The organism is Streptomyces sp. NPDC020965, assembly GCF_044333555.1.
In the GTDB taxonomy this organism is placed as follows: domain Bacteria; phylum Actinomycetota; class Actinomycetes; order Streptomycetales; family Streptomycetaceae; genus Streptomyces.
The window spans coordinates 1,018,093-1,041,002 of record NZ_JBIRRE010000001.1; the positions used below are offsets into that span (position 1 = coordinate 1,018,093).

The following is a 22,910-nucleotide window of genomic DNA, read 5'->3' on the forward strand; positions in this document are numbered from 1 at the left end:
GAGTTGTTCAAGGTTTGACCAGGTGACGGGCGGGGTGTCGTGCGCTCTCGGCCGGTGGCCGTCCCGTACGGAGAAGGCGCGAAAGGGTGACGGAGGGGGCGCGGCGGACCGGAGGACGGAAAGACATCGCGACGGAGGGAGTCGGGAGGGGCAGCGGGTGATCGGGGGGTGATCAGGGCGCTTGAGGGTCGGCCGGGGCCGAGGGCGGGGAGTACTCGGCGGAGGCCGAGGGGCCACCGACCCGGCGGGTGATGGTGCCGGTCGGGTCCGTCAGAGAGCCGGTCGAGGGGGTGGCGTCGACGCCGGTCGTCGCCGTGGGGGCGGGGATCTGGTCCTGGCGGTTGCCCGCGGCTCCCCGGTAGACGGCGGTGAAGGCGAGGGCGACCATCCCGATCCCCATCAGCAGGGCCAGCACCCAGGCCACCGGGCGGTGCCAGCGGGCGCTGCTCCGATAGGGGCGGAGTGCGCCCCCGTGCCTGCCGTACGGGGAGTCATCGTCGAAGAGGGCGTCGTCGTCATGGTGGCCCCGGCCGTACCGGTATCCGTCGTCGCCGTAGGGGTCGTCGTCGTGGATGCCCAGGGGCGGACCGGCGCGGGCCGCTTCGGCCTCGGCGCGGGCCTGGGCGGCGGCGAGCAGCCGTTCGACAGCGGTGGGTTCATGGATCTCCGCGGCCCGGACGAAGTCCTCGTCGAACACCACGGGGGCGAAGTCCTCGTCCGCGCCTCCGCGGTCGTCGTCGGGCTCCCAGCCGTCCGGGAACGGCCTGCCCCCCACGTCGTCCGGCACGTCTTCAGAGTAGACCGGGGCCCATGGCTTTGGGCAGACGGAGGACGGACTCCGCTCGCGCGCGAGTGCCTCCGCGCACGGCCCCCGGACCCCCTGGTCCAGGGAGAGGAGCCCGCAGAGGCGTACCCGTGGGAGCGGCGCGGGGGCGGGGGAAGAGAGCGGAAACGGCTGGAAATGAGGCGGAAGACAAGCGGAGGCGAGCTGAGGAGCGGTGGAGACGGCGAGCCGGGAGCGATCCGGGTGGGGGTTTGAGGCGGATCCGGAAGGGGCTGGACGGGGCGATGGGGCGGGGTCGGGAATCCGGGGGGCGGGTGTCCCCCCGGCCGGGTGACGGCAGGGGGGACACAGCGGTGCAGACCGTGGCGCAGACGGCGACGATGGCGATGGCGACGACAGCGACAGCGACAGCGACAGCGACAGCGGGACGATTACCTTGTGTGACCGTCGCCGGTGACGATGTACTTCGTGGAGGTGAGCTCTGGCAGGCCCATCGGGCCTCGGGCGTGCAGTTTCTGGGTGGAGATACCGATCTCGGCGCCGAAACCGAACTGACCACCGTCCGTGAAACGGGTCGAGGCGTTCACAGCGACCGTGGTCGAATCGACCAATTGGGTGAATCGCCGGGCCGTCGCCTGAGAGGTGGTGACGATCGCCTCGGTGTGACCGGAGGACCAACGCCGGATGTGGCCGACGGCCGCGTCCAGGGAGTCGACGACCGCCGCCGCGATGTCGTAGGAGAGGTACTCCGTCTCCCAGTCGTCGGCGGTGGCCGGCACGAGCGTGGCCTTGGTGTCGCCGTCGTACGCCAGCACCCGCTCGTCGGCGTGCACGGTCACCCCCGCTTCCGCCAGGGCTTCCAGCGCGCGCGGCAGGAAGGCGGGGGCGATGTCCTGGTGGACCAGCAGTGTCTCGGCGGCGTTGCAGACGCTGGGGCGCTGGGCCTTGGAGTTGATCAGGATGTCGACGGCCATGTCGAGATCGGTCTCCGCGTCGACGTACACATGGCAGTTGCCGGTGCCCGTCTCGATGACGGGGACGGTGGACTCCTCGACGACCGTACGGATCAGACCGGCGCCGCCGCGCGGGATCAGCACGTCCACCAGGCCACGGGCCCGCATCAACTCCTGTACGGAGTCGCGGGACTCCCCCGGGACGAGCTGGATCGCGTCGGCCGGCAGACCGACCCCTTCGACCGCATCGCGCAGGACCTGGACCAGCGCGGTGTTGGAGGAGTACGCGGAGGACGAGCCGCGGAGGAGGACGGCGTTGCCGGACTTGAGGCAGAGGGCGGCGGCGTCCACCGTGACGTTCGGGCGGGCCTCGTAGATGATGCCGACGACTCCGAGGGGCACCCGGATCTGGCGCAGATCGATGCCGTTGGGCAGGGTCGAACCACGGACGACCTCGCCGACCGGGTCCGGCAGCGAAGCGACATGACGGACATCGGCGGCGATGGCCCGCACCCGCTCCGGGGTGAGGGTGAGCCGGTCGATGATCGACTCACTGGTCCCGGCCTGCCGGGCCCGGTCGACGTCCTCGGCGTTGGCCGTGACGACGTCGGTCGTACGGGCCTCCAGGGCGTCGGCGATGGCGAGCAGCGCCTCGTCCTTCGCCGAACGCGGCAGTGGCGCGATTTCGGCGGCGGCGGCGCGCGCCCGGTGGGCGGTCCGGATGACCGGCGAGAGGTTGTCGTGCGGCGGGAGCGGCGAGGACGTGGTCATACCCGCAGGGTAATGCGCTCGCCGTGGCCGTCCGGCCCGTATCCCGTCGTACCCCGCTGTGTCCCGCACTCCGAGACGGCGCCGTGCCCCGCGCCTCCCGCCCCCGGGCACGAGAGGCACCGGGCTGCCGCGGCACCCCGCGGGAGCAGCCACGGCGGCGGAGCCACGGTGAGCGCCCGGACCGCGTGGGCACCCCGCGGGAGCCGTCCCGGCCGTGGGCCCGCGGTGAGCGGCCGGGGCGCGTCAGAAGGGGTGCACGCCCACCCGGACCGCGGGTGGCGGGCCGTAGCCCTCCGCGATGCGCTGGTGGTAGGTCTGCCGGTCGATGACCTCCAGGCCGACGATCTTCCACGGCGGCAGTTTGGCGGTCGAGCGGTGCTCGCCCCAGAGCCGCAGGGCGACGGCCGCCGCGTCGTGCAGATCCCGCGCCTCCTCCCAGTACCGGATCTCGGCGTGGTCCTTGGCGTAGCGGCTGGTCAGCAGGAACGGATGGTCGTGTGCGAGCTGTTCCAGACCGCGCCGGACCTCGTTGAGCGGCGCGTCGGCGCCGGAGACGCTGAGGGTGATGTGCCACAGCTTGGAGTGGGTCCGGTCCTCGATCGCCCGGCCGGTCGCGGTGGTGGATCTCGACCCCGGGTTCTGCCGCTCCTCCAGAGCGCCGAAGTCGGCGCCCGCCTCGACGCTCGTCAGGGTGTGTTCCTCACCCGCCGTCCGACGGGTGTGCTCCCCCGCCGCCCTGCGGCCGGAGTCGCCCACCGACCTGCGGAACAGGGGGATGCCTCCGTCCCCGCGGGGCACATCCCCCGGGCGCGCTCGTCTCACCGGCGGCCTCCTGTTGCATGTGTGGTCGTGCTGTACCCCGCCATCCCCCGCAACAAAGTTGACCAGCCCCAGACCGGACTTGGGGCGTTTTTCATAAAGGTCCCGGCCGGATGGCGGGACTTTCAGCCGTTTCAGGAGTGCAGCACGACCAGATCGTCCCTGTGTACGACTTCCTTCTCGTACTCGGGGCCGAGTTCCCTGGCGAGGTCGCGGGTGGAGCGGCCGAGGAGTTGGGGGATTTCCTTGGCGTCGAAGTTGACCAGTCCGCGGGCGACGGGCCGACCCTGGGCGTCCCGCAGTTCGACCGGGTCCCCCGCGCTGAACTCGCCCTCCACCGCGGCGATTCCGGCCGGCAGCAGCGACATCCTCCGGTGGACGACCGCGTCGACCGCGCCGTCGTCGAGGATCAACGCGCCCTGCGGGGTGGAGGCGTGGGCGAGCCAGAGCAGCCGGTCGGCGGAGCGGCGGCCGGTGCTGTGGAAGTAGGTGCCCGTGACCCGGCCCGCGAGCGCGTCGCCGGCGCGCACGGCGGAGGTGAGGACGACGGGCACCCCCGCCGCCGCCGCGATCCTCGCGGCCTCGACCTTGGTGACCATGCCGCCGCTGCCGACTCCCGCCTTGCCCACGCTGCCGATCTCGACATGCGCGATGTCGGCCGGACCGCGCACCTCGTCGATCCGTACGGTGCCCGCCCTGGCAGGGTCCCCGTCGTAGAGGCCGTCCACATCGGACAGGAGCACCAGCAGGTCCGCCCGGACGAGATGGGCGACGAGGGCGGCGAGCCGGTCGTTGTCGCCGAAGCGGATCTCGTCCGTGGCGACGGTGTCGTTCTCGTTGACGACCGGCACCGCGCCCATCGACAGCAGTTGGTCCAGGGTCTGGAAGGCGTTGCGGTAGTGGGCCCTGCGGCTGGTGTCGTCGGCGGTGAGGAGCACCTGACCGACCCGTACGCCGTAGCGGGCGAAGGACGCGGTGTAGCGGGCGACCAGGAGCCCCTGGCCCACGCTGGCGGCGGCCTGTTGACGGGCCAGGCCCTCGGGGCGGCGGGCCAGGCCGAGTGGCGCGAGTCCGGCCGCGATGGCGCCCGACGAGACGAGCACGATCTCCTTCGTACCCCCGCCACGGGCCTTGGCGAGGGTGTCGACGAGCGCGTCCACGCGGTCGGCGTCGAGCCCGCCCGCAGCGGTGGTCAGGGAGGACGAACCGACCTTGACCACGATCCTGCGGGCCTGCGTTACCTGCTGTCTTGCCACTGTCACACTCCGAATCTATGTCAGGGCGGGGGCCGGCCGCCCGGCCATTTCACCGGCTGGACACCCCGGCGGACAAGCGACAGGGAGCGGCACCGGGGCGACGGGGAGCGGCGCCGGGCAGCCGAAAGGGCCCGCACGGCATCGCGTACGGGCCCCGGGAACGCCTCAGCGGGCCAGCGGTGCTTCCCGCTCGTCGGCTTCAGCGGCGTCCGGCGATGCCGTGGACCCGGTGGCGTCCAGCGCGTCCATGGGGTCGGCCGCCTCGACGGGATCGACGGCCTCGACCGCGTCCAGCGTCTCCGCGACCTCCTGGCTCTCCACCGGTCCGGCGTCCGACTCCCGGTCCAGTTCGCCCAGCGGCTGTTCGCCGATGCGGCGCAGCACGCCGAGGTTGCGCGCCTCCGCACCGGCCTGGAGCGTCCGCACGGCGGAGTTGAACCGTTCCATGGAGGTCGGGCGGTCGGGGCCGAGGAGGTACTCCTTCAGCTCCCGGCGCGCGGGCGCCAGCGGATCGCGATCCGGCGCGGTGACCGCCGCGAGCAGTGCGTCCAGTTCCGCCGCGCTGTTGGAGAGGACGACCGCGGCCCGGGCGGCGGTGTTCTGCCGCTGGAACTCCTCGATGCCCAGGGCGGCGGAGTCGGTGACGGCGTACGGCTTGCCGCTCGCCATGAAGTCCGAGACCACGCTGGAGATATCGGAGACCATGGCGTCGGCGTCGTTGAAGCAGTCGTACAGCTTCGGCTCGCCACCGGTGACGATCCGGTGCTCCCACCAGCCGTGGGAGCGCCAGTAGGCGTCGTTCCACTCGGCGCGGAGCAGGGTGATACGTGCCATCCGGACCGGGTCGGCGAGGGAGACCCGGGACTCCTCGGACTCGTCGCCGCCCGCGCGGCCGGGTGCGGCCAGCGCGGTCAGTTCGGCCTGGATACGGGTCATATCGGCGCGGGCGGCGGCCTGGTCGGACGCGGCGGCGGCGGCCTGGGCCGTCCAGCGGGCGTCGGTGGCGCGGGCCGCGGCGGCCGTCTTGACCATGGCCGTGATCCGCTCGTGGACGGCCTTGGCCTTCTTGTTGCGGATGCCGGTGAACGGATGCGGCTTGTAGACCAGGCGTACGGGCGGCTCGGCGGCGAGCAGCCGGCGCACGATGTTCTCGCCCGCCAGCAGCAGGGAGGTGTTGCCCGGGTTGTCGTCCCAGCCCTCCCAGGTGGGGGCGTACAGGATCGTGGGGATCGGGTTCTTGGTGGTGCCGGTCCAGCTCTGGATGGGGGCGAGTTGCGGCCGTCCGACCTCGACGATGTCCTCGTCCCGCACCCCGACGTCGGCCAGCGCGTAGCGGTCGCGGCCCGCGCGGCCGGCGGTCCACACCTCGTCGTACACCTTGCTGAAGGGGTTGACGCTGGCGAGCTTGTCGCTGTCGCCGTGGCCGATGAAGACGTGCTTCATGGTCGGTACGCGCAGGAGGTGAATGTTCTTGCCGACATTGGCCGGATAGAGCGCGACACGGACCGTGGAGAGGTCGAGGTTCATCAGATGGGTGCCGCCTGGCACACAGATGACGGGTACGGAGGTGGTGCCGAGCTTCGCCACCAGTTCCCGCTCCCGCATGATGATCAGCGGCCGGCCCTCGATCTGGTCCATCGTCTCCAGCCACATGTTGACCTGGTACGCGGACTCGTTGGAGCCGGAGAAGTAGAGCACGACGGTGGGCCGGTACTCCAGCAGCCAGGCGCTGACGGCCTTCAGCACGGCCCCCGCGCGGGGGACCAGACGGCTGCGGCGCAGGTAGGGCGCGAGCGCGAAGGTGTAGAGCGCGCCGAGGCCGAGGGTGATCGCGACCCCCGCGTAGCCGATGGCGTTCCGGTCCACGACGACGGCGGCCAGCACACCGGCCACGGCGGGGATGTCCAGGTGGAGCATCTTCTCGCCGGAGCGTCGCAGCAGTGCGTTGGGCGGGGCGTCCGGGATGCGTACGCCGCTGAGGTCGACGTTCCGGGTGACGACCGGCATCGTCCGGCGCAGCCGGATGAGGGTCGCGAGGGCCCCGTGCGGCGCCTGGAGGCCGTAGAAGATCAGGAATCCGGCGACGGCCGTGTAGAAGAGCGGGGTCTCCGCCAGGCCCTCCCGGGCGAGGAGCAGGACCAGCAGCAACTGGCGCAGCAGGAAGCGGATCGGCAGGCCGACTCTGACCTGGTTGAGGCGGTTGACCAGGTAGCTGCCCTTCTGGTGCAGATACCAGTCCGCCGCGTAGGTCACGGCCGCCGCCGACGCGAAGAGCCAGATGTTCGGAAGCAGGGCCCCGAGCATGACGCATGGATAGCCGAGGCCGAGCAGCGCGGCGGCGACCAGCTCGGAAGGGCTGCCGACGCGGGCCAGACGAATGGCGGTCGAAATCACGAAGAACCTGCTCCAAAGGGGTGCGGGTTGGTCCTTTTGCATAAATGACGCAGTGTGCAGAAATGACGCAGCCGAGCCCCTGGATCCCCCACACCCTCCGCATGTCGCACGAGGCGTTCACGGAGGCCCGAAAACCGCTTCACTGCTTTCAGCAGCTACTTTGAGCGCTTTGACCGTGGATTATTACATATCTTCCTCGCGGTCCAGGACCGCCGCGAGCGCCTGCTCGAAGCCCGATGCCTCGCTCGCGCCACGGGTCGGATCCTGCTGCCGTACGTCGATGACATGGCCGGTCAACTCGGAAAGCAGCACGTCAAGGGAGGTGCGCGCCACAGCTTCAGACGACAGCAGACTGCCTGACGGTTCCGTGCCGAATGCCTTGGTCCGCATGGGGGTGGCCGTGCGCTCGGGGTTGACGCAATTCACTCGGATCCCGTCATTCGCCCACTCGTCCGACAGCGCCTGGGTGAGATTCACCATGGCCGCCTTCGTGGATGAGTAAAGGCTGTACTCGGCCCGTCCGCGCGTATAGCTGGAGGAGGTGTAGAGGAGCAGTTGCCCCTTGGTCTCCGCCAGATACTTGTAGGAGGCGCGGGCGATCTGCACCGGCGCCAGGTAATTGACCTTGAGCGCTTCCAGGATGGTGCTGTTGTCCGTCTCGGCCAGCTTGCCGATGCGCAGCACGCCCGCCGTGTTGATCACGTAGTCGATCCGGCCCGTCTCGGAGTACGCCTTGGAGAGCGCGTCGTCCACGTGTTCCGGGTTCTCGACGTGGGTGCCGGTGGTGGACCGACCCAGGGCGTAGACCTTCGCGCCGTACGTCCTCGCCAGCTCGGCGATGTCCGCGCCGATGCCGTACGACCCGCCGAAGACGACCAGGGTGCGGCCGGCGAGCAGCTCCCGGTAGGCGGCCTCGTCGGCCTGGCGGGGGGCGGCCGTGGAGGCGAGCTGGAACAGCTTGTCGGCGATGAAGACATCGACCGGCTGGGTCACCTTCATGTTGTACTCGTCGCCCGCGACGACATGGATCGGTACGTCCGGCAGATACTTGAGGACCACCGAACAGTCGTCGGTGGCCTGGAAGTTGGGGTCGTCGGAGGCGACTTCGTACGCCCGCCGGATCGTGGAGAGCTTGAACGCCTGCGGGGTCTGGCCGCGTCGCAGGCGGGAGCGGTCGGGGACGTCGGTGATGAACTCGCCGTCGTCCCCGTGGGTCCGGGTCACGATGATGGTGTCCGCGGAGGGGATGGCGACATCGACGGCCGCGTACCGGTCCAGCGCGTCCACACAGTCCTGGATCACTCGCTGTGACAGAAGCGGACGGACCGCGTCATGGAAGAGGACGTTGCGGTCCTCCCCCTCGGTGAGGCCCTCGCCGAGGGCGGCGATGGCTCGCTCGGTGGTCTCGTTGCGGGTGGCGCCGCCCTCGATGACCCGGGTGACCTTGGTCAGGCCCGCCCTGCTGACGATGGACTCCACGTCGCCCACGAAACCCGGCGCCATCAGCACGATCACATCGTCGATGGACTCCGCCTGTTGGAAGATCGTCAGCGTGTGCTCGATGACGGCCTTCCCCGCGATCTTCAGCAGCTGCTTCGGGATCGACAGCCCGACGCGCTGACCGGTCCCCCCGGCAAGGACGACGGCCGTGGTGCGGAGCTTGGCTTCGTGCGGCACAGACACAGAACGACCTACCTTGAGACGAGTGGGGGGACGCTGCGATGGTCGCACTCTGCGTGACCGTCCCGCAAGGCGGACGCCGGGCACCCCACACGGCGCGGAAACGGAATGTTCACCCCGTGGCCAGGGAAATGGTAGACACTGCCTCCACTTCCGCCGCGGGCCGGTGAGTGACCGACACCACACGCCCGAGGGGTTCACGCGGTCAGCCCGTCGGTTTGTCGACAACCTTCAGCACCAGGTCGTTGGTGGCGCTGTAGAAGACGGTGAGCGTGGGCTCCGGCTGTGACCTGCCGCCGAGCCCGCGTACCGCCGAGCGCAGCAGCGCCAGTGGCCTCCGGCCGCCCGTGCCGAGCGGTTCGACGACGGGATACGGGAAGACGGATCCTTTCTCCACCACATCGTCCAGCACCCGGGCCAGCCGGGCGGGGGGCGTGCCGGGCGCGTACCGGAGCCAGAGGTCCCAGACGTCATGGGCACCGGCCCGCTCGGCCACCGGGGCGGCGCACGGAAGGGTGACCCGGAATCCGTCGCGGCCCACCGGGGTGCCGGGGAACTCCAGCTCGGCGGGGGCGGCGCCGCGCCGTCGCAGCAGCAGGACCGGAGCGCCGTCGGACACCCCCGTACCGAGCAGCCGGCCCTCCAGGGTGAGCTGCCGGCCGGTGAGACGGACGGCGCCGACCTCGGCGTGGACCGGTCTGACCCAGGAGCGCAGCGTGAGCGCGCCCTGCTTGGGATAGGGGACGAGCTGACGGACGGGCTCCCCCGCCGTGACGCGGGCGGCGGCGCGCATGGCGCCGCGCTGGTCGATCGCGCGGACGGCGAGCGGTCCGAGGTCCCCGACCGGGATGGGGCCGGCGACCGGGGTGGGGGCTTCGACCTGGATGGGGTCGGCGGCCGGGGCGGCGGAGGTGTACCCGGCTGATCCCGGGGCAGCCGGATCGGACCCGGTGTCCCGTACGGAGGCGGTGAGATGGCAGGTCCAGACGCCCTCGGGCAGATCCGCGCCGCCGGGTATCCGGGCGCGCCCCTCCCCATCGACCGTGAAGTATCGATTCGCTATGTCGGGGTGCGGATGGACGCACACCAGCCGGGCGCCACCGGACGGCCCGACGCCACCGGACGGCCGGGCACCACCGGACGGCCCGACGCCACCGGACGGCGCGGTTCCTCCGGACGGCCCGGTGCCGGGCAGCAGTGAGACGACCACACCGCCGTCATCGGTGACCACCACATCGGCCCGCGCCCCCGACAGGCCCGCTCCATCGGGGACACCCCCACCGGCCGGCCGGGGTGCGACGGCCCCACGCCCACCACCCACCTGCCCCTTCGCCGCGCCGAGTTCCGTGAAGAGTTCCTCGTGCAGCTTGGCGATCGGCCCCGGGTCGAAGCGCCGACCGTTACGCACCGCCGCCGCCCCCATCCGCCGCCGCAGCCCCTCGTCGTCGATGAGCCGCAGCAGCGCCCCGGCGACCGCGCGGGCGTCACCGACCGGCACCAGCAGCCCGTCCACGCCGTCCGCGATGATCTCCCGGGGTCCGTGGTCGCAGTCGGTGCTGACCACCGGCAGACCACAGCGCATGGCCTCCACGAGGGTCATACCGAACGACTCATGACGGGAGGTGGAGACCGCGATGGCGCCCTTCACCCACTCCGGCTCGATCGGTGAGCGCGGCCCCATGAGGTGGACGTTGTTGTGCAGCCCCAACTGGTCGACGCGGAGCCGCAGCCGGTCCTTCTGTGCGCCCCAGCCGCAGATGCGCAGCGTCCACTCCGGCCGGACCGCCACCACCTGGGCGAACGCCTCGATGAGCACGTCGTACTGCTTCTCGCCGGAGAGCCGGCCCGCCGCCATCACCGTCGTGCCCGAGGTGTCGGACGGTTCGACCACCGGCTCCGGAACGCTGTTGGGGATCGCGAGCACCCGGGTGTCCGGCAGCGGCATGTGCTCCCGGTAGGAGGCGGCGTCCCCCTCGGAGACCGTCACCAGCGCGTCGAGCCGGGTGAAATGGGGGAGCATCTCGGCGCGCAGCTCGGGCTTGTGGTGGTTGTGCGTCATATGTTCCTGGCCGACGAGCACCGCGTGCTCCGGGGCGAACTGCGCGATGTACGCGATCAGTGCCGGCCGGGTCGCGATGATCACGTCGGCGTCCGAGTCGGCGTAGTGGTCCCGTACCCGCTCGTCAGTGAGCGCGCTGTACTCCCGGTAGCGGCTCTCCCGACGCGGGATCCACTCGGCGGGCCGCAGCTGGCGCGGGTCCTCGATCTCGTTCGTCGGTGACGACGGGCGGGTGTCCACCAGGGATACGAGGGTGATGCGCGGGTCGACCGCGAACAGCGGCTCGTCACGGTGGCGGAGCACGGAGACGATCTCGATCTCGTGCCGGTCGGCGAGTTCCTCCGCGAGGTTCAGCGTCGTGCGGATGGTCCCGCCGATGCCGTACACCGTATGAATCAGAAAGGAAATCTTCACCAGCGCGCTCCCGTTGACTCCGCCGAGGTTGTGAAACCACCCCGCCCCCGACTGCTAGATGGCGGTCGGGGGCGGAAGGTTGCCTCAGCGCCGGATTCCGGGCGGAATCCGGCGACGGTCGGCCAGGGCCTAGAAGGGATTGAACTCGTCGTACGCACGGTCCACGTCGTCCCGCTCCGCCTCACGGTCGCGGCGGCGCTGCGACGCGGGCCGGGGTGCGTCGAGACGGTGGTCCTCACCGCGACGGCCGAGCATCTCGGCGCCCGCCATCACGGTCGGCTCCCAGTCGAAGACCACGGCGTTCTCCTCGGGACCGATGGCCACGCCGTCGCCGGCGCGGGCACCCGCCTTCATCAGGCGCTCCTCGACCCCGAGGCGGCTCAGCCGGTCGGCGAGGTAGCCGACGGCCTCGTCGTTGCTGAAGTCGGTCTGACGGACCCAGCGCTCCGGCTTCTCGCCGCGCACCCGGTAGATCCCGTCCTCCTCCTGGACGACGGTGAAACCGGCGTCGTCCACGGCCTTCGGGCGGAGGACGATACGGGTCGCCTCCTCCACCGGCTTGGCCGCGCGGGCCTCGGCGATGATCCCGGCGAGACCGAAGGACAGCTCCTTCAGCCCGGTGCGGGAGACCGCCGACACCTCGAAGACCTGGTAGCCGCGGGACTCCAGCTCGGGGCGGATCATATCGGCGAGGTCCTGGCCGTCGGGGATGTCGACCTTGTTGAGGACGACGATCCGCGGCCGGTCGTCCAGCCCGCCGTACTGGGTCAGCTCGGCCTCGATCACATCGAGGTCGGAGACCGGGTCACGGTCGGACTCCAGCGTCGCCGTGTCCAGTACGTGCACCAGCACCGAGCAGCGCTCGACATGGCGCAGGAACTCCAGGCCCAGGCCCTTGCCCTGGCTGGCGCCGGGGATCAGTCCGGGCACATCGGCGATGGTGTAGACGGTCGAGCCCGCCGTGACCACACCGAGGTTCGGTACGAGGGTGGTGAAGGGGTAGTCCGCGATCTTCGGCTTGGCTGCACTGAGCACCGAGATCAGCGAGGACTTGCCCGCGCTCGGGTAGCCGACCAGCGCCACATCGGCGACGGTCTTCAGCTCCATGACCACGTCACGGGCCTCGCCGGGGACCCCGAGCAGCGCGAAGCCGGGGGCCTTGCGGCGGGCGGAGGCGAGCGCCGCGTTGCCGAGGCCGCCGCGACCGCCCTGACCGGCCACGAAGACGGTGCCCTGGCCGACGAGGTCGGCGAGTACGTTGCCGTCCTTGTCGAGGACGACGGTGCCGTCCGGCACCGGCAGGACCAGGTCCTGGCCGTCCTTGCCGGAACGGTTGTCGCCGGCGCCCGGCTGGCCGTTGGTGGCCTTGCGGTGGGGGCTGTGGTGGTAGTCGAGCAGAGTGGTGACCGACTGGTCGACGACCAGGATCACATCGCCGCCACGGCCGCCGGTACCACCGTCGGGGCCGCCCAGCGGCTTGAACTTCTCCCGCATAACGGAGGCGCAGCCGTGGCCCCCGTTACCCGCGGCGACGTGCAGCTCGACGCGGTCCACGAAGGTGGTCATGGGTGGTGCCTCCATTGCTTACGGATATGTCTTAGCTCTAACACGGCGAAGGCGGACCTGCTTCCCGTACGAATGCCGTACGGGAAGTGAGGTCCGCCTCCTGAAAATCGCTCAACGGCGACCGAGTGTGACCCGAAGGGGTCGAATCACACGGCTACCGGAACGATGTTCACGACCTTGCGGCCACGGTGCCGGCCGAATTCGACCGCACCGGCGTTCAGCGCGAACAGGGTGTCGTCGCTGCCGCGACCGACGCCCGAGCCCGGGTGGAAGTGGGTGCCACGCTGGCGGACCAGGATCTCACCGGCGTTGACGACCTGACCGCCGAAGCGCTTCACGCCGAGCCGCTGAGCATTGGAGTCGCGACCGTTCCGGGTGGACGATGCGCCCTTCTTGTGTGCCATCTCTCCTCAGTCCCTTACTTCGCAGCCGTGGGGATACCGGTGACCTTGATCGCCGTGTACTGCTGGCGGTGACCCTGGCGACGGCGGTAGCCGGTCTTGTTCTTGTAGCGAAGGATGTCGATCTTCGCGCCCTTGTGGTGGTCCACGATCTCGGCGGTGACCTTGATACCGGCCAGGACCCACGGGTCGCTGGTCACAGCCTCGCCGTCGACAACGAGCAGGGTAGAAAGCTCTACCGTGTCGCCAACCTTGCCGGTGGGAATCTTGTCAACCTCAACGATGTCGCCGACAGCAACCTTGTGCTGGCGACCACCGCTGCGCACGATGGCGTACACGCGGAACTCTCTTTCGCTCGGATCGGGACCCCTGAAGCCAGCCGCTCACACGGGCCGGGGCCCATGGTGATCCGGGAGGACGAGCGGCCTCTCCCGGATACGGCCGTGAAGCCGTCGGGAGGGAGGTGCTCAGGGGTGGGCGCGTATGGAAACACACCGAGGGTCAAGGTTACGGGGAGCGATCCAGGGGGTCAAACCGGGGTGCGGGTCGCGCGGAGCCCCCGTACGGCCACCCGTCCTCCCGGCCGCGCGGGGCGGTCGGGTCCGCGGAGCCCCCGTACGGCCGCCGGCCCTCGCGCGTGTCCGGGTGACAGCGCGGCCGGGTGGCCGTACCGCTGGCCGGGTGGCTGTGCCGCCGAGTGACCGGGTGACCGCCGATGCGTGGCGCTCTTTCCGCGCACTCCCTGGTGGACGTCGGCCGGTGCCTGTTCAATAGGCGTCCGTGTCACTGCGCGCCTCCCTCCTGTCCATGCCCCGGATGCTCCGCCATGGCTCGGCCGTGGGCGCCGACCTGCCGCCCGACGCGGCCGTCACCGTCGACGCGGTCGCCGATCCGGCGCTGCGGTCCGCGCTGCGCGCCGCCGCCACCGGGGACCCGGGACCCGCCCGCGAACTGCTCGCCGAGACCCGGCTGGGTGCCCGGTGGGAGACGCGCAGCGGCTGGGTCGCCGCCCTGTCCGGATGTGCCCTGCGCCATCCGGGCTGGCTGGAGCGGTGGCTCGCGGTCGAGCCGGACAACCCCGACGCGGTGCTGCTGAAGGCGGCCCGCGCCGTCCAGCGGGCCTGGGACGTCCGGACGGGCCACCGCGCGGGGCAGGTCTCCGAAGACCGGTTCCGGGCGTTCTTCGCACTGCTGGAGGACGCCGTGCCGGTGATCTCCGCCGCGACCGAGCTGAACCCCGCCGACCCGGTGCCGTGGGAGATCGCCCTCACCCACGCGCGGGGCGCCCAGTCGCCCCGCGCGGTCTTCGATGCCTGCTGGGCGGAGGCCGTCGCCCGCTCCCCGTACCACTACGGCTGTCACACCAGCGCGCTCCAGTACCGGTGCGAGAAGTGGTACGGCTCGCACGGCGAGATGTTCGGCTTCGCCGAGCGGGCCGCCGCCCGTGCCCTGCCCGGTTCGCTGCTGAACGCGCTGCCGCTGCTCGCCGCCGTCGAGTACGCGATCGTCGCCCACGGTGGAGCCGGCGACCGCACCATCCATCCGGTCCAGCTATCGGCGGCGGTCAGGCGCGCCCAGGACCTCTCCGCCTGGTACCCACCGGGCGACCCCGAGGCGGCCGGCTTCCGCAACCACCTGGCGCTGATGCTGATCATCGGCCGCCGCTGGGACGAGGCGCTGGAGGTGTTCCGGGAGATAGGGGTGCACGCCCGGGAGTACCCGTGGGCGTACCTCGGCCCCAGCCGCGCGCAGTTCCTGGAGCTACGGCTGGGGGTGCGGACCCAGGTGGCATCCCGGACCCCGTTCTTCAGCCGGCCGCCCCGGCCGCTGACCCCGCCCGCCCCGCTGCCCGAGGTCCCAGCGCCCCGCGCGCTGGCCATCGCGGCGGCCCCGCCGCACCGGGTCGCGAAGGCGGCGCTGCGCAGCGGGGTGCCGCTGCGGATCGCCCCCGCGCCGGGCCCGGGCCCGGGCGACCGTCTCAGCTATGTCGAGCTGATCCCGGCCGGGCGCACGCCCCCGGCGCCCGATGAGGAACCCCTGACGGCGGCGGCCCGGCTGCTCACCACCGGCGAGCGGTGGCCCGTCCTGGTCCTCCGCCACTCGGCCGACCACCAGGGGTTCACCCTCGTCCACCGGGGCCGGGCCGGGGCGGCCCAGCTCTGGGACCCCACGGCCCCGGTCGTCGGCCATGCCGAGGCCGCCGCCGTCGCGCACGCCCTCACCCGCGCCTTTCCGGCCGCCGACCCCCGCCCGCTGACCGCCCTGCTGCGCGGCGGCGGCGATCCGGCCCGGCGGCGGCGCGCCCTGGTGGCGGCGCTGGGGCTGCCCCAGGTCCCGGACGGTTTCGGCGAGCGCGAGGAGATCCTCAAGGACGTGCCGGGGGTCCTCTTCCTCGCCCGCCGCGGCGCCTGGCGGGGGCTGCCCGCACGCGGACGGCGGGGGTGACGGCCCGGCGACGGCGGGCCGGGGGCGGCCCGTATGCTCGCCGGGCGAAGCCGCGCATCGCCGGCGCAATCGCAGGCGCACGGAAGGCAGAAGAAGTGAACTACAGGGTCCAGCCCACCGCCCAGGTGGACGAGAGCGCCGAGGTCGGCGCCGGCAGCAGCGTCTGGGAGCTCGCCCAGATCCGCGAGGGAGCCAGGCTCGGCGAGGGCTGTGTGATCGGCCGTGGCGCCTATGTCGGCACCGGCGTGCGCATGGGCGACAACTGCAAGCTCCAGAACTACGCGCTGGTCTACGAGCCCGCCGAGCTGGGCGACGGTGTCTTCATCGGCCCCGCGGTGGTCCTCACCAATGACCACAACCCGCGTTCGGTGGCCCCCGACGGCAAGCAGATGCGCGGCGGTGACTGGGAGGCCGTGGGCGTACGGATCGCCGACGGCGCCTCCATCGGCGCGCGCGCGGTCTGTGTCGCCCCGCTGGAGATCGGCCGCTGGGCCATGATCGCGGCGGGTGCCGTGGTCACCAAGGACGTCCCCGACTTCGCCCTGGTCGTCGGTGTTCCGGCGCGGCGGATCGGCTGGGTCGGCCGGGTGGGCGTGCGGCTGGTCGAGCGGGACGGTGAGCCGGGGGTCTGGGAGTGCCCGAAGTCGGGCGAGCTGTACACGGAGACCGACGGCGTGCTCTCCGAGCGCGCGTAGCGTTCTCCGTACGGGCCGGGGCACGCACCCGTACGGGCCCGGGCACACCCCCCGGGCCACGGCTGTTTCTTCCGTACGGGACCGGGGGCGCACACCCCGGACCACGGCCGTTCTTCCGTACGGTCCGGGGGGCGTACCCCGGGCCACGGCCGTTCTTCCGTACGGGGCCGGGGGCGCCTGCTCCCGGCCCCGTACGAGCGGCTACGGGCGGTGCGGGGCGGCGGTCAGAACCGCTCCCAGGCCGACAGCGCCAGCCCGGACTCGTCCTTCTGCCGGGTGACCATCAGCGCGCCGTCCGTGCCGAACGCCGCCAGCACCACCTTCCCGCGCGCGTCGACCGCCAGCGCCGGCACACCCACGCACGGCTCGCCCGTCACCGTCCAGGTGACCCCGCGGGACTCGTCCTCCGTCGGGTACGCGGCGAGCGCGGGCCGGCCCGTCGCGGCGTCGCGGTGGGCCAGGATCGTGCAGTCGTGGCCGTCGACCGGGGTGCGGGCGAGTGCGATGGGGCCCGTGCCCGTACCGGTGCCGAGGACGGTGGGCGAGGTCATCGACGGGCGCCAGGCGTGCACCGTACGGTCCACCGCCGAATGCCAGAACCAGGTGAGCCGGTCACCGTCGGTCCGCAGCGAACTGACCGAGTCCGCCTCGGCCTTGGTCGCGATGTCATCGGCCCGCAGGAACTTGACGCCCTTGGTCTCCTGGGCCCAGCGCATGATCACGTCCGCCGTCGGCAGCGCGAACTCCATCAGGCCGTTGTCATTGATCGTCCCGGAGACCGCGCCGACGCCCTCGCTGCCCTTGAAGTCGGCCCACTTGTTCCACTTGCCGGACGGGACGCTGGCGCGCCCGCAGACGCCGCCGCCGACGTTCCGGACGAAGACGTGCAGCGAGCAGTCCTGGTCGATCACGGCGGCCGGCAGCCCTATCCGGGCGGCGAGCGCGGGATCGTTGGGGTAGGGATTCCCGACCACCGACCAGTCGCGCACCGCCAGACCCGACTGGTACTGGAGGGCGTACACCACATCCGTACCCATCAGTCCGTCCGGCAGCCGCTTCTGCCGCAGGCTCACCAGATGGACATAGCCGTCGGGTCCCTGGGCGATGGAGAGGTACGGGACCACACCCGGCGCCGGGATCACCTCCGGCCCGGTCCACGCCGGGCCGCCGGGGTGCACCTCGGTCCAGCGCAGCACCGACTCGTTACCGGGCGCGTACGCCGTGAGGCGGCCGTCCTTGCCCCGGACCAGCCAGTTCGTGGTGGGTGTGGGTGCGGTGGAAACCGCTGGTGACGGTGGTGCCCCGGTCGCGTCACCGCGCGTCGGAGCGTCCGACCGTCCCGCCGTTTCCCGACCGGATGTCCGTCCGGACCAGACCGCCATGGCTCACCGTCGACTTTCCCGTGCTTCCCGTGACCGCCCCGCAAAACGTGCGCGACGATAGTACGACAGTGCCTGCCGCCCGGCCCGGCCCGGCCATTGCCTACCATGGGTCAGGACACCCTGCCAGTGACCGGCTCCCAGAAGAAGAGTGTTACGTGAAAGTCATCAGCATCGTCGGTGCACGTCCCCAATTGGTGAAGCTCGCGCCCATCGCGGCCGCGTTCGCGGGCACGGAGCACGAGCATGTCATCGTGCACACCGGGCAGCACTACGACGCGGATCTCTCCGACGTCTTCTTCGACGGCCTCGGCATCCCGGACCCCGACGTCCACCTCGGGGTCGGCTCCGGCAGCCACGGCGCCCAGACCGGATCGGTCCTCACCGCGCTCGACCCGGTCCTGGAGCGGGAGAAGCCCGACTGGGTCCTCGTCTACGGCGACACCAACTCCACCATCGCGGGCGCCCTTTCGGCCGTGAAGATGCATCTGCCGGTCGCCCACCTGGAGGCCGGTCTGCGCTCGTTCAACCGGCGGATGCCGGAGGAGCACAACCGCGTCCTCACCGACCACTGCGCCGATGTGCTGCTCGCGCCGACCGAGGAGGCCATGCGCCACCTCGCGGACGAGGGCCTCAAGGACCGCGCGGTCCTCGCCGGCGATGTGATGGTCGACATCTGCCTCCGCATCCGTGACGCGGTACTCGCCGGGGAGCACGGCGCCCCCGCGCTCCCCGAGGGCATCGACCCGGCCGAGCCGTTCCTTTTGGCCACCCTGCACCGGCCGGACAACACGGACGACCCCGAGCGGCTCGCCGCGATCATCGGGTCGCTCGCCGCGCTGCCGCTGCCGGTCGCCCTCCTCGCCCACCCGCGCCTCGTCGCCCGCGCCGCCGAGCACGGCATCAAGCTCGACCAGGGCTCGGTCCACGTCGGCCGCCCCCTCCCGTACGCCGGTCTGATCGCCGCCGTGCTCGCCTCCTCCGGTGTGGTCACCGACTCGGGTGGCCTCCAGAAGGAGGCGTTCCTGCTGGAGCGGATCACCACCACGATCCGGCCGGAGACGGAGTGGGTGGAAACCGTCGACACCGGTTGGAACGTCCTCGTACCCGACCCGCAGGACCTGCCCGCCGACGAGTGGGCCGCGACGGTCACCCGCGCGGTGCCGACCACCGACCCCGGCACGCCCTACGGCGACGGCCGGGCCGCCCAGAACGTTGTCAGGATCATGGAAGAGTGGAAGGGGGGCAGCCGGCACGTGTGACGGACAATTGGTCCCACATCGGGGCCGAAGTCCGTACACATCACCGTGCTAGCGTCACCGGTTATGTCAGCGTCTCCCAGGTCCGGGCTGCCCTCCGAAGGCTCGCGGCCGCATGTCATCTATCTTGCGATCGGCTTCCCGCCGGCGGCGAAGAGCAGTGCCTATCGCATGCGCGAGACGGCGAACCAGTTCTGCTCCGCGGGCTGGGACGTCACCGTGGTCAACATCGCCCAGGAATCCTGGGAGCGCGACTCCGGTGTCGATCTCACCCTGCTCGACCAGGTCGACCCCCGGGTCAAGATCGTGGAACTGCCGCTGTCCCGTGAGGACCTGGAGACGGACATCCGTCTCTACGACGAGGAGCGCGCCCTCAACCCCAACCGCTGGGTCACGCAACTGCGCGCCCGGCAGCAGAAGGCGTTCCCCGAGCCGAATTTCGGCGAATGGCGCGGCGACCTGGAGCAGGCCGTCCTCGACATCCATCGGGACCACCCGGCCGACCTGCTGGTCGCGAGCTGTGTGCCGTATGTGAACCTCGCGGCGGCCTGGAAGCTCTGGGAAGAGAAGAAGGTCCCGTACGCGGTGGACTTCCGCGACGGCTGGTCCATCGACGTGATCACCGGCATCGAGGCGTTCACCAAGAACTCCGAGATGGGCCGCTGGGAGCAGAAGGTCCTGGACAACGCGGTCAGCCTCTGGGTCGTCAATGACCCGATCGCCGACCACTACCGGGCCCGCTACCCCGAGTTCGCCTCCCGCGTGGAGGTCGTGCGCAACGGGTACGACGCCGACAGCTCCCCCGGCCACGCCCACAGCGCCGACCCCGACGCCGGGCTCGTCTTCGGCTACCTCGGGACCGTCAACTTCACCCCCGCGCACCTGGAGACCGTGCTCAACGCCTGGCGCGCGGCCCGCGAGCGCGAGCCGCTGCTCGCCAACGCGCGCTTCGAGGTCCGCGGCCACATCGGCAACGGCGCCGGCCGCGAGGCCAACAAGCACTCCGAGATGCTCAAGCAGGCCGAGGCCGACGGCGTCTACTTCGGTGGACCCGCCGCCAAGGCCGAGGTCTCCGCCATCTACGCCCGCTGGGACGCGATGGTGCTCATCCTGATCGGCGGTCGCTATGTGACCTCCGGCAAGGTGTACGAGTACATGGCGACCGGCCTCCCGATCGTCTCGGCCCATGTGGTCGAGCACGACGCGTCCAACGTCCTCCAGGGGCACCCCCTGTGGACCGGCGCCGTCGGCATCGAGGAGGAGGGGCTCGCCGAGTCCTTCGTCAAGGCGGCGCATATGGCCGTCGAGACGAGCCAGGAGGTACACGCCGAAGCCATGGCGCACGCCGACCAGTTCACCCGTGAGGTCCTGATGTCCGTGGCCGTACGGAACCTGGTCGCCCGGCTCGCCGCCGAGCCCGGTGGACCGGCCGCCGCGGGCACCACCACCCAGACCGCCGAGTCGATCGTCGCCGGAGGGCCCACCCCGTGACCGATGTGCTTTTCGTCGCCACCGCCAAGCCGCAACTCGGCGTACTGGCCGGCGCGGTGCAGAAGTTCCGCGCCCTCGGCGTCCGTGTCCATATGGCCGTCCTCTTCGACGCCCGGAACTGCCCGGAGGAGCTGGAAGCGCTCGGCCTGGACAGCTACCGCCAACTGCCCTTCGGCATAGGGCATTTGAGCACCGCGACCCGGCGCAAGCTGAAGCGGGTGCCGCACGGCCGCAAGCTCTGGGTCCAGGTCCGGCGCAACCCGTGGCTCCGCCAGCACGGCCACGGCGCCGCCCATCTGGTCGCCCTCGACCCGAACGCCGTGTACACCGTCTGGCGGCTCGCCCAGTACAACTCCACCGCCGGCGCGTTCTTCGGCATCGCCCCGGCGCTGCGTGCGCTGGAGGGCGAGCAGACCGGTCAGACCGTCGCCAAGCGGCGGCTCGTGCCGCCGCCCGCGCTGCTCGCCAGCGATGTGCGCCGCGAGGCCAAGGCGCTGCCGCAGACCATGATGCGGACCGCCACCGCCCGTCCCGTGATGCGCAGCGCCGTCGGCGCCCGTCTGTGGCGCACCGCGCTCGGCGCGCCCGGCGTGCCGTCCGGAGTACGGGCCGCGCTCTCCCGCCAGGTCGCCGAGGGAATGCGCTGGGCCGGCCGGCCCGGAGGCGCGACGCTCGCGCTGACGACCGCGGCGGGCCGGATCGGTGACCGGAAGATCCGTACGGGGCTGCTGGACGAGGCGGTCCGGACCGAGCTGAACAAGGGCATCGCGCCGCGCGCCCTCGACAGCACCGTCCAGGAACTGCTGACCCAGGCCGACGAGCAGTACCAGGCGGGCGACCCCGCCGCCGCCGCGAGCACCCTCGACCGGGCGCTCGTCCTCGCCTTCCACCGGGTCATCCACATCGACCAGCTCAGCTCTCCGCTGGCGACCGACCCGACGGCGTACGCGGCACCCACGCACGCGTCCGCCGTGATGAAGAAGATCGTGGAGCCGCGCGGCCGGAAGAAGCCCGCCGCACAGGCCCCGCTGAACCGGCCGCTGCGGCTGCTCGTCACCACCAGCGCCAACGACAACTTCCTCAAGATGCTGCTCAAGCGGTACGAGGACCACCCCGATGTCGAGCTGCGCTATCTCGACCTCGCGGCCAGCACCGCCATGAAGCGGCTCTCCTGGGCCGGCCGGCGCATGATAGAGAACCGGCTCGGCGGCGACGCGCTCTACGCGGAGCAGGTCGAACAGATGATGCGGCCGCATCTGGACTGGGCCGACACCGTCTTCCTCGACTGGTGCGTCGCACCCGCCGTGATGCTGACGACCATCGACCCGGGCACCACCCGGATCGTCGTCCGGCTGCACAGCTACGAGGCGTTCACCCGGTGGCCGCACCTCGTCGACTTCTCGCGCATCGACGACCTGGTCTACGTCGCCGACCACGTCCAGGACCTGACGACGGCCCTGGTGCCGCAGCTCCGGGGCGAGCACGCGCCGCGCACGCACATGCTCCACAACGCCATGGACCTCAGCGACTTCGTCCTCGCGAAGCAGACGGACGCGCGCTTCAATCTGGGGCTCGTCGGCATCTCGCAGGTCGCGAAGGACCCGCAGTGGGCCATCGACGTCCTGGAGCTCGTGCGCGCGCACGACGACCGCTACCGGCTGGTGCTCGTCGGCGGCAACATGGACCCCAAGACGAGCCGCGCCACCAAGGACTACCTCAAGGAGTTCGAGGCCCGGATCGCGCCGCTGGAGGAGTCGGGCGCGGTCGTCCGGCTCGGCCCGACCGACGACGTACCGTCCAAGCTGGTCGAGATCGGCACCATCCTCAGCTCCTCCGTGCGGGAGGGCTGCCACGTTGGCCTGATGGAGGGCGCGGCGAGCGCGGCGGTACCGGTGGTGCGGGACTGGCCGTTCTACGCGGGCCGCGAGCACAGCGCGCGGACCCTCTACCCCGAGGGGTGGGTGGTCTCCTCCCCGGAGGAGGCGGCGAAGCGGATCCTGGAGACGACCGCGACGGACGAGGCGTGGCGGAACGCGGGGAAGCTGGCGTCGGAGCATGCGCTGTCGGTGTGGGACTGGCCGGTGGTGAGCCGCGACTTCGACGAGCTGCTGCTCGACTTCGACGAATAGCCATGCGGCTCGCTGGACCGTACGGGCCTCCGGGGTGACCCCCGGGGGCCCGTCCCCCTTTCCGGGCCCCCGTATCCCCGGGGCGCTGCCCCCGAACCCCCGCTCCTCAAACGCCGGAGAGGCTGAATTACTCAGCCCCTCGCCAGAGGCACATGGAACGAGACCCCGCTCCCCGAACTCCGTCCGGAGAGGCTGAAATCAAGCCCGTCCGGCGATTGAGGACGGACCCTCCCGCACAGGAGAGCCGGATCATCACCAGCACCCCGGACACGCCCAGCCCCGCCGTCAGGGCTCCGCCCCGAACCCCGCTCCTCAAACGCCAGAGAGGCTGAATTACCCGGCCCCTCGTCAGAGGCACATGGAACGAGACCCCGCTCCCCGAACTCCGTCCGGAGAGGCTGAAATCAAGCCCGTC

16 protein-coding genes are annotated in these 22,910 nt (G+C 71.4%); 5 read left to right on the forward strand and 11 right to left on the reverse strand.

The annotated features are described in order from the left end of the window. Nucleotides 1-172: 172 nt before the first annotated feature. The 10 genes from ACH4S7_RS04435 to rplU form a co-directional block, all read right to left on the reverse strand. Entirely contained in the window at nucleotides 173-787 is a 615-nt protein-coding gene (locus tag ACH4S7_RS04435) for a hypothetical protein (RefSeq protein ID WP_398519542.1), read from the reverse strand. Between the two features lie 428 nt (nucleotides 788-1,215). Further along, nucleotides 1,216-2,508: a glutamate-5-semialdehyde dehydrogenase gene (locus ACH4S7_RS04440; RefSeq protein ID WP_398519543.1), complete on the reverse strand. Its 1,293-nt coding sequence runs from the start codon at nucleotides 2,506-2,508 to the stop codon at nucleotides 1,216-1,218. 243 nt (nucleotides 2,509-2,751) lie between these two features. Next, nucleotides 2,752-3,330 carry a hypothetical protein gene (locus ACH4S7_RS04445; RefSeq protein WP_398519544.1) on the reverse strand — a complete coding sequence of 193 codons (579 nt, stop codon included), beginning with the start codon at nucleotides 3,328-3,330 and terminating at the stop codon, nucleotides 2,752-2,754. 131 nt (nucleotides 3,331-3,461) lie between these two features. Next, nucleotides 3,462-4,589, reverse strand: a complete 1,128-nt coding sequence (gene proB, locus ACH4S7_RS04450; RefSeq protein WP_398519545.1) for a glutamate 5-kinase — start codon at nucleotides 4,587-4,589, stop codon at nucleotides 3,462-3,464. A gap of 159 nt (nucleotides 4,590-4,748) precedes the next feature. Next, on the reverse strand, nucleotides 4,749-6,977 hold the full coding sequence (locus ACH4S7_RS04455) for a hypothetical protein (RefSeq protein WP_398519546.1): 2,229 nt from the start codon (nucleotides 6,975-6,977) through the stop codon (nucleotides 4,749-4,751). Nucleotides 6,978-7,160: 183 nt separating this feature from the next. Beyond that, nucleotides 7,161-8,660, reverse strand: a complete 1,500-nt coding sequence (locus ACH4S7_RS04460) for a D-ribitol-5-phosphate cytidylyltransferase (protein ID WP_398519547.1) — start codon at nucleotides 8,658-8,660, stop codon at nucleotides 7,161-7,163. 202 nt (nucleotides 8,661-8,862) lie between these two features. Then, the gene (locus ACH4S7_RS04465; protein ID WP_398519548.1) at nucleotides 8,863-11,130 is read right to left on the reverse strand and encodes a glycosyltransferase family 4 protein; all 2,268 of its coding nucleotides are present in this window, start codon (nucleotides 11,128-11,130) and stop codon (nucleotides 8,863-8,865) included. Between the two features lie 129 nt (nucleotides 11,131-11,259). Then, on the reverse strand, nucleotides 11,260-12,696 hold the full coding sequence (gene obgE / locus ACH4S7_RS04470; protein WP_398519549.1) for a GTPase ObgE: 1,437 nt from the start codon (nucleotides 12,694-12,696) through the stop codon (nucleotides 11,260-11,262). Nucleotides 12,697-12,842: 146 nt separating this feature from the next. Next, nucleotides 12,843-13,100: a 50S ribosomal protein L27 gene (rpmA, locus tag ACH4S7_RS04475; RefSeq protein ID WP_398519550.1), complete on the reverse strand. Its 258-nt coding sequence runs from the start codon at nucleotides 13,098-13,100 to the stop codon at nucleotides 12,843-12,845. Nucleotides 13,101-13,114: 14 nt separating this feature from the next. Beyond that, nucleotides 13,115-13,435 carry a 50S ribosomal protein L21 gene (rplU, locus tag ACH4S7_RS04480; protein WP_398519551.1) on the reverse strand — a complete coding sequence of 107 codons (321 nt, stop codon included), beginning with the start codon at nucleotides 13,433-13,435 and terminating at the stop codon, nucleotides 13,115-13,117. 442 nt (nucleotides 13,436-13,877) lie between these two features. On the opposite strand from rplU, the gene ACH4S7_RS04485 reads away from it, so the two are divergent. Both ACH4S7_RS04485 and ACH4S7_RS04490 read left to right on the forward strand, forming a co-directional pair. Next, nucleotides 13,878-15,542 carry a hypothetical protein gene (locus ACH4S7_RS04485; protein WP_398519552.1) on the forward strand — a complete coding sequence of 555 codons (1,665 nt, stop codon included), beginning with the start codon at nucleotides 13,878-13,880 and terminating at the stop codon, nucleotides 15,540-15,542. A gap of 95 nt (nucleotides 15,543-15,637) precedes the next feature. Then, complete coding sequence (locus ACH4S7_RS04490) at nucleotides 15,638-16,237, forward strand: acyltransferase (protein WP_398519553.1); 600 nt, start codon at nucleotides 15,638-15,640, stop codon at nucleotides 16,235-16,237. A gap of 224 nt (nucleotides 16,238-16,461) precedes the next feature. Here the strand turns inward: ACH4S7_RS04490 and ACH4S7_RS04495 are convergent, their stop codons facing one another. Then, nucleotides 16,462-17,619 carry a hypothetical protein gene (locus tag ACH4S7_RS04495; RefSeq protein ID WP_398519554.1) on the reverse strand — a complete coding sequence of 386 codons (1,158 nt, stop codon included), beginning with the start codon at nucleotides 17,617-17,619 and terminating at the stop codon, nucleotides 16,462-16,464. A gap of 155 nt (nucleotides 17,620-17,774) precedes the next feature. Here ACH4S7_RS04495 and wecB point away from each other — a divergent pair, with 155 nt between their 5' ends. The 3 genes from wecB to ACH4S7_RS04510 all read left to right on the forward strand — a co-directional run bounded on the left by wecB (nucleotide 17,775) and on the right by ACH4S7_RS04510 (nucleotide 22,495). Then, complete coding sequence (gene wecB / locus ACH4S7_RS04500) at nucleotides 17,775-18,878, forward strand: non-hydrolyzing UDP-N-acetylglucosamine 2-epimerase (protein ID WP_398519555.1); 1,104 nt, start codon at nucleotides 17,775-17,777, stop codon at nucleotides 18,876-18,878. A gap of 168 nt (nucleotides 18,879-19,046) precedes the next feature. Beyond that, nucleotides 19,047-20,366: a glycosyltransferase gene (locus ACH4S7_RS04505; RefSeq protein WP_398519556.1), complete on the forward strand. Its 1,320-nt coding sequence runs from the start codon at nucleotides 19,047-19,049 to the stop codon at nucleotides 20,364-20,366. Beyond that, nucleotides 20,363-22,495 carry a glycosyltransferase family 1 protein gene (locus tag ACH4S7_RS04510; RefSeq protein WP_398519557.1) on the forward strand — a complete coding sequence of 711 codons (2,133 nt, stop codon included), beginning with the start codon at nucleotides 20,363-20,365 and terminating at the stop codon, nucleotides 22,493-22,495. Before ACH4S7_RS04505 ends, ACH4S7_RS04510 begins: the two co-directional genes overlap by 4 nt. Nucleotides 22,496-22,910 lie beyond the last annotated feature (415 nt).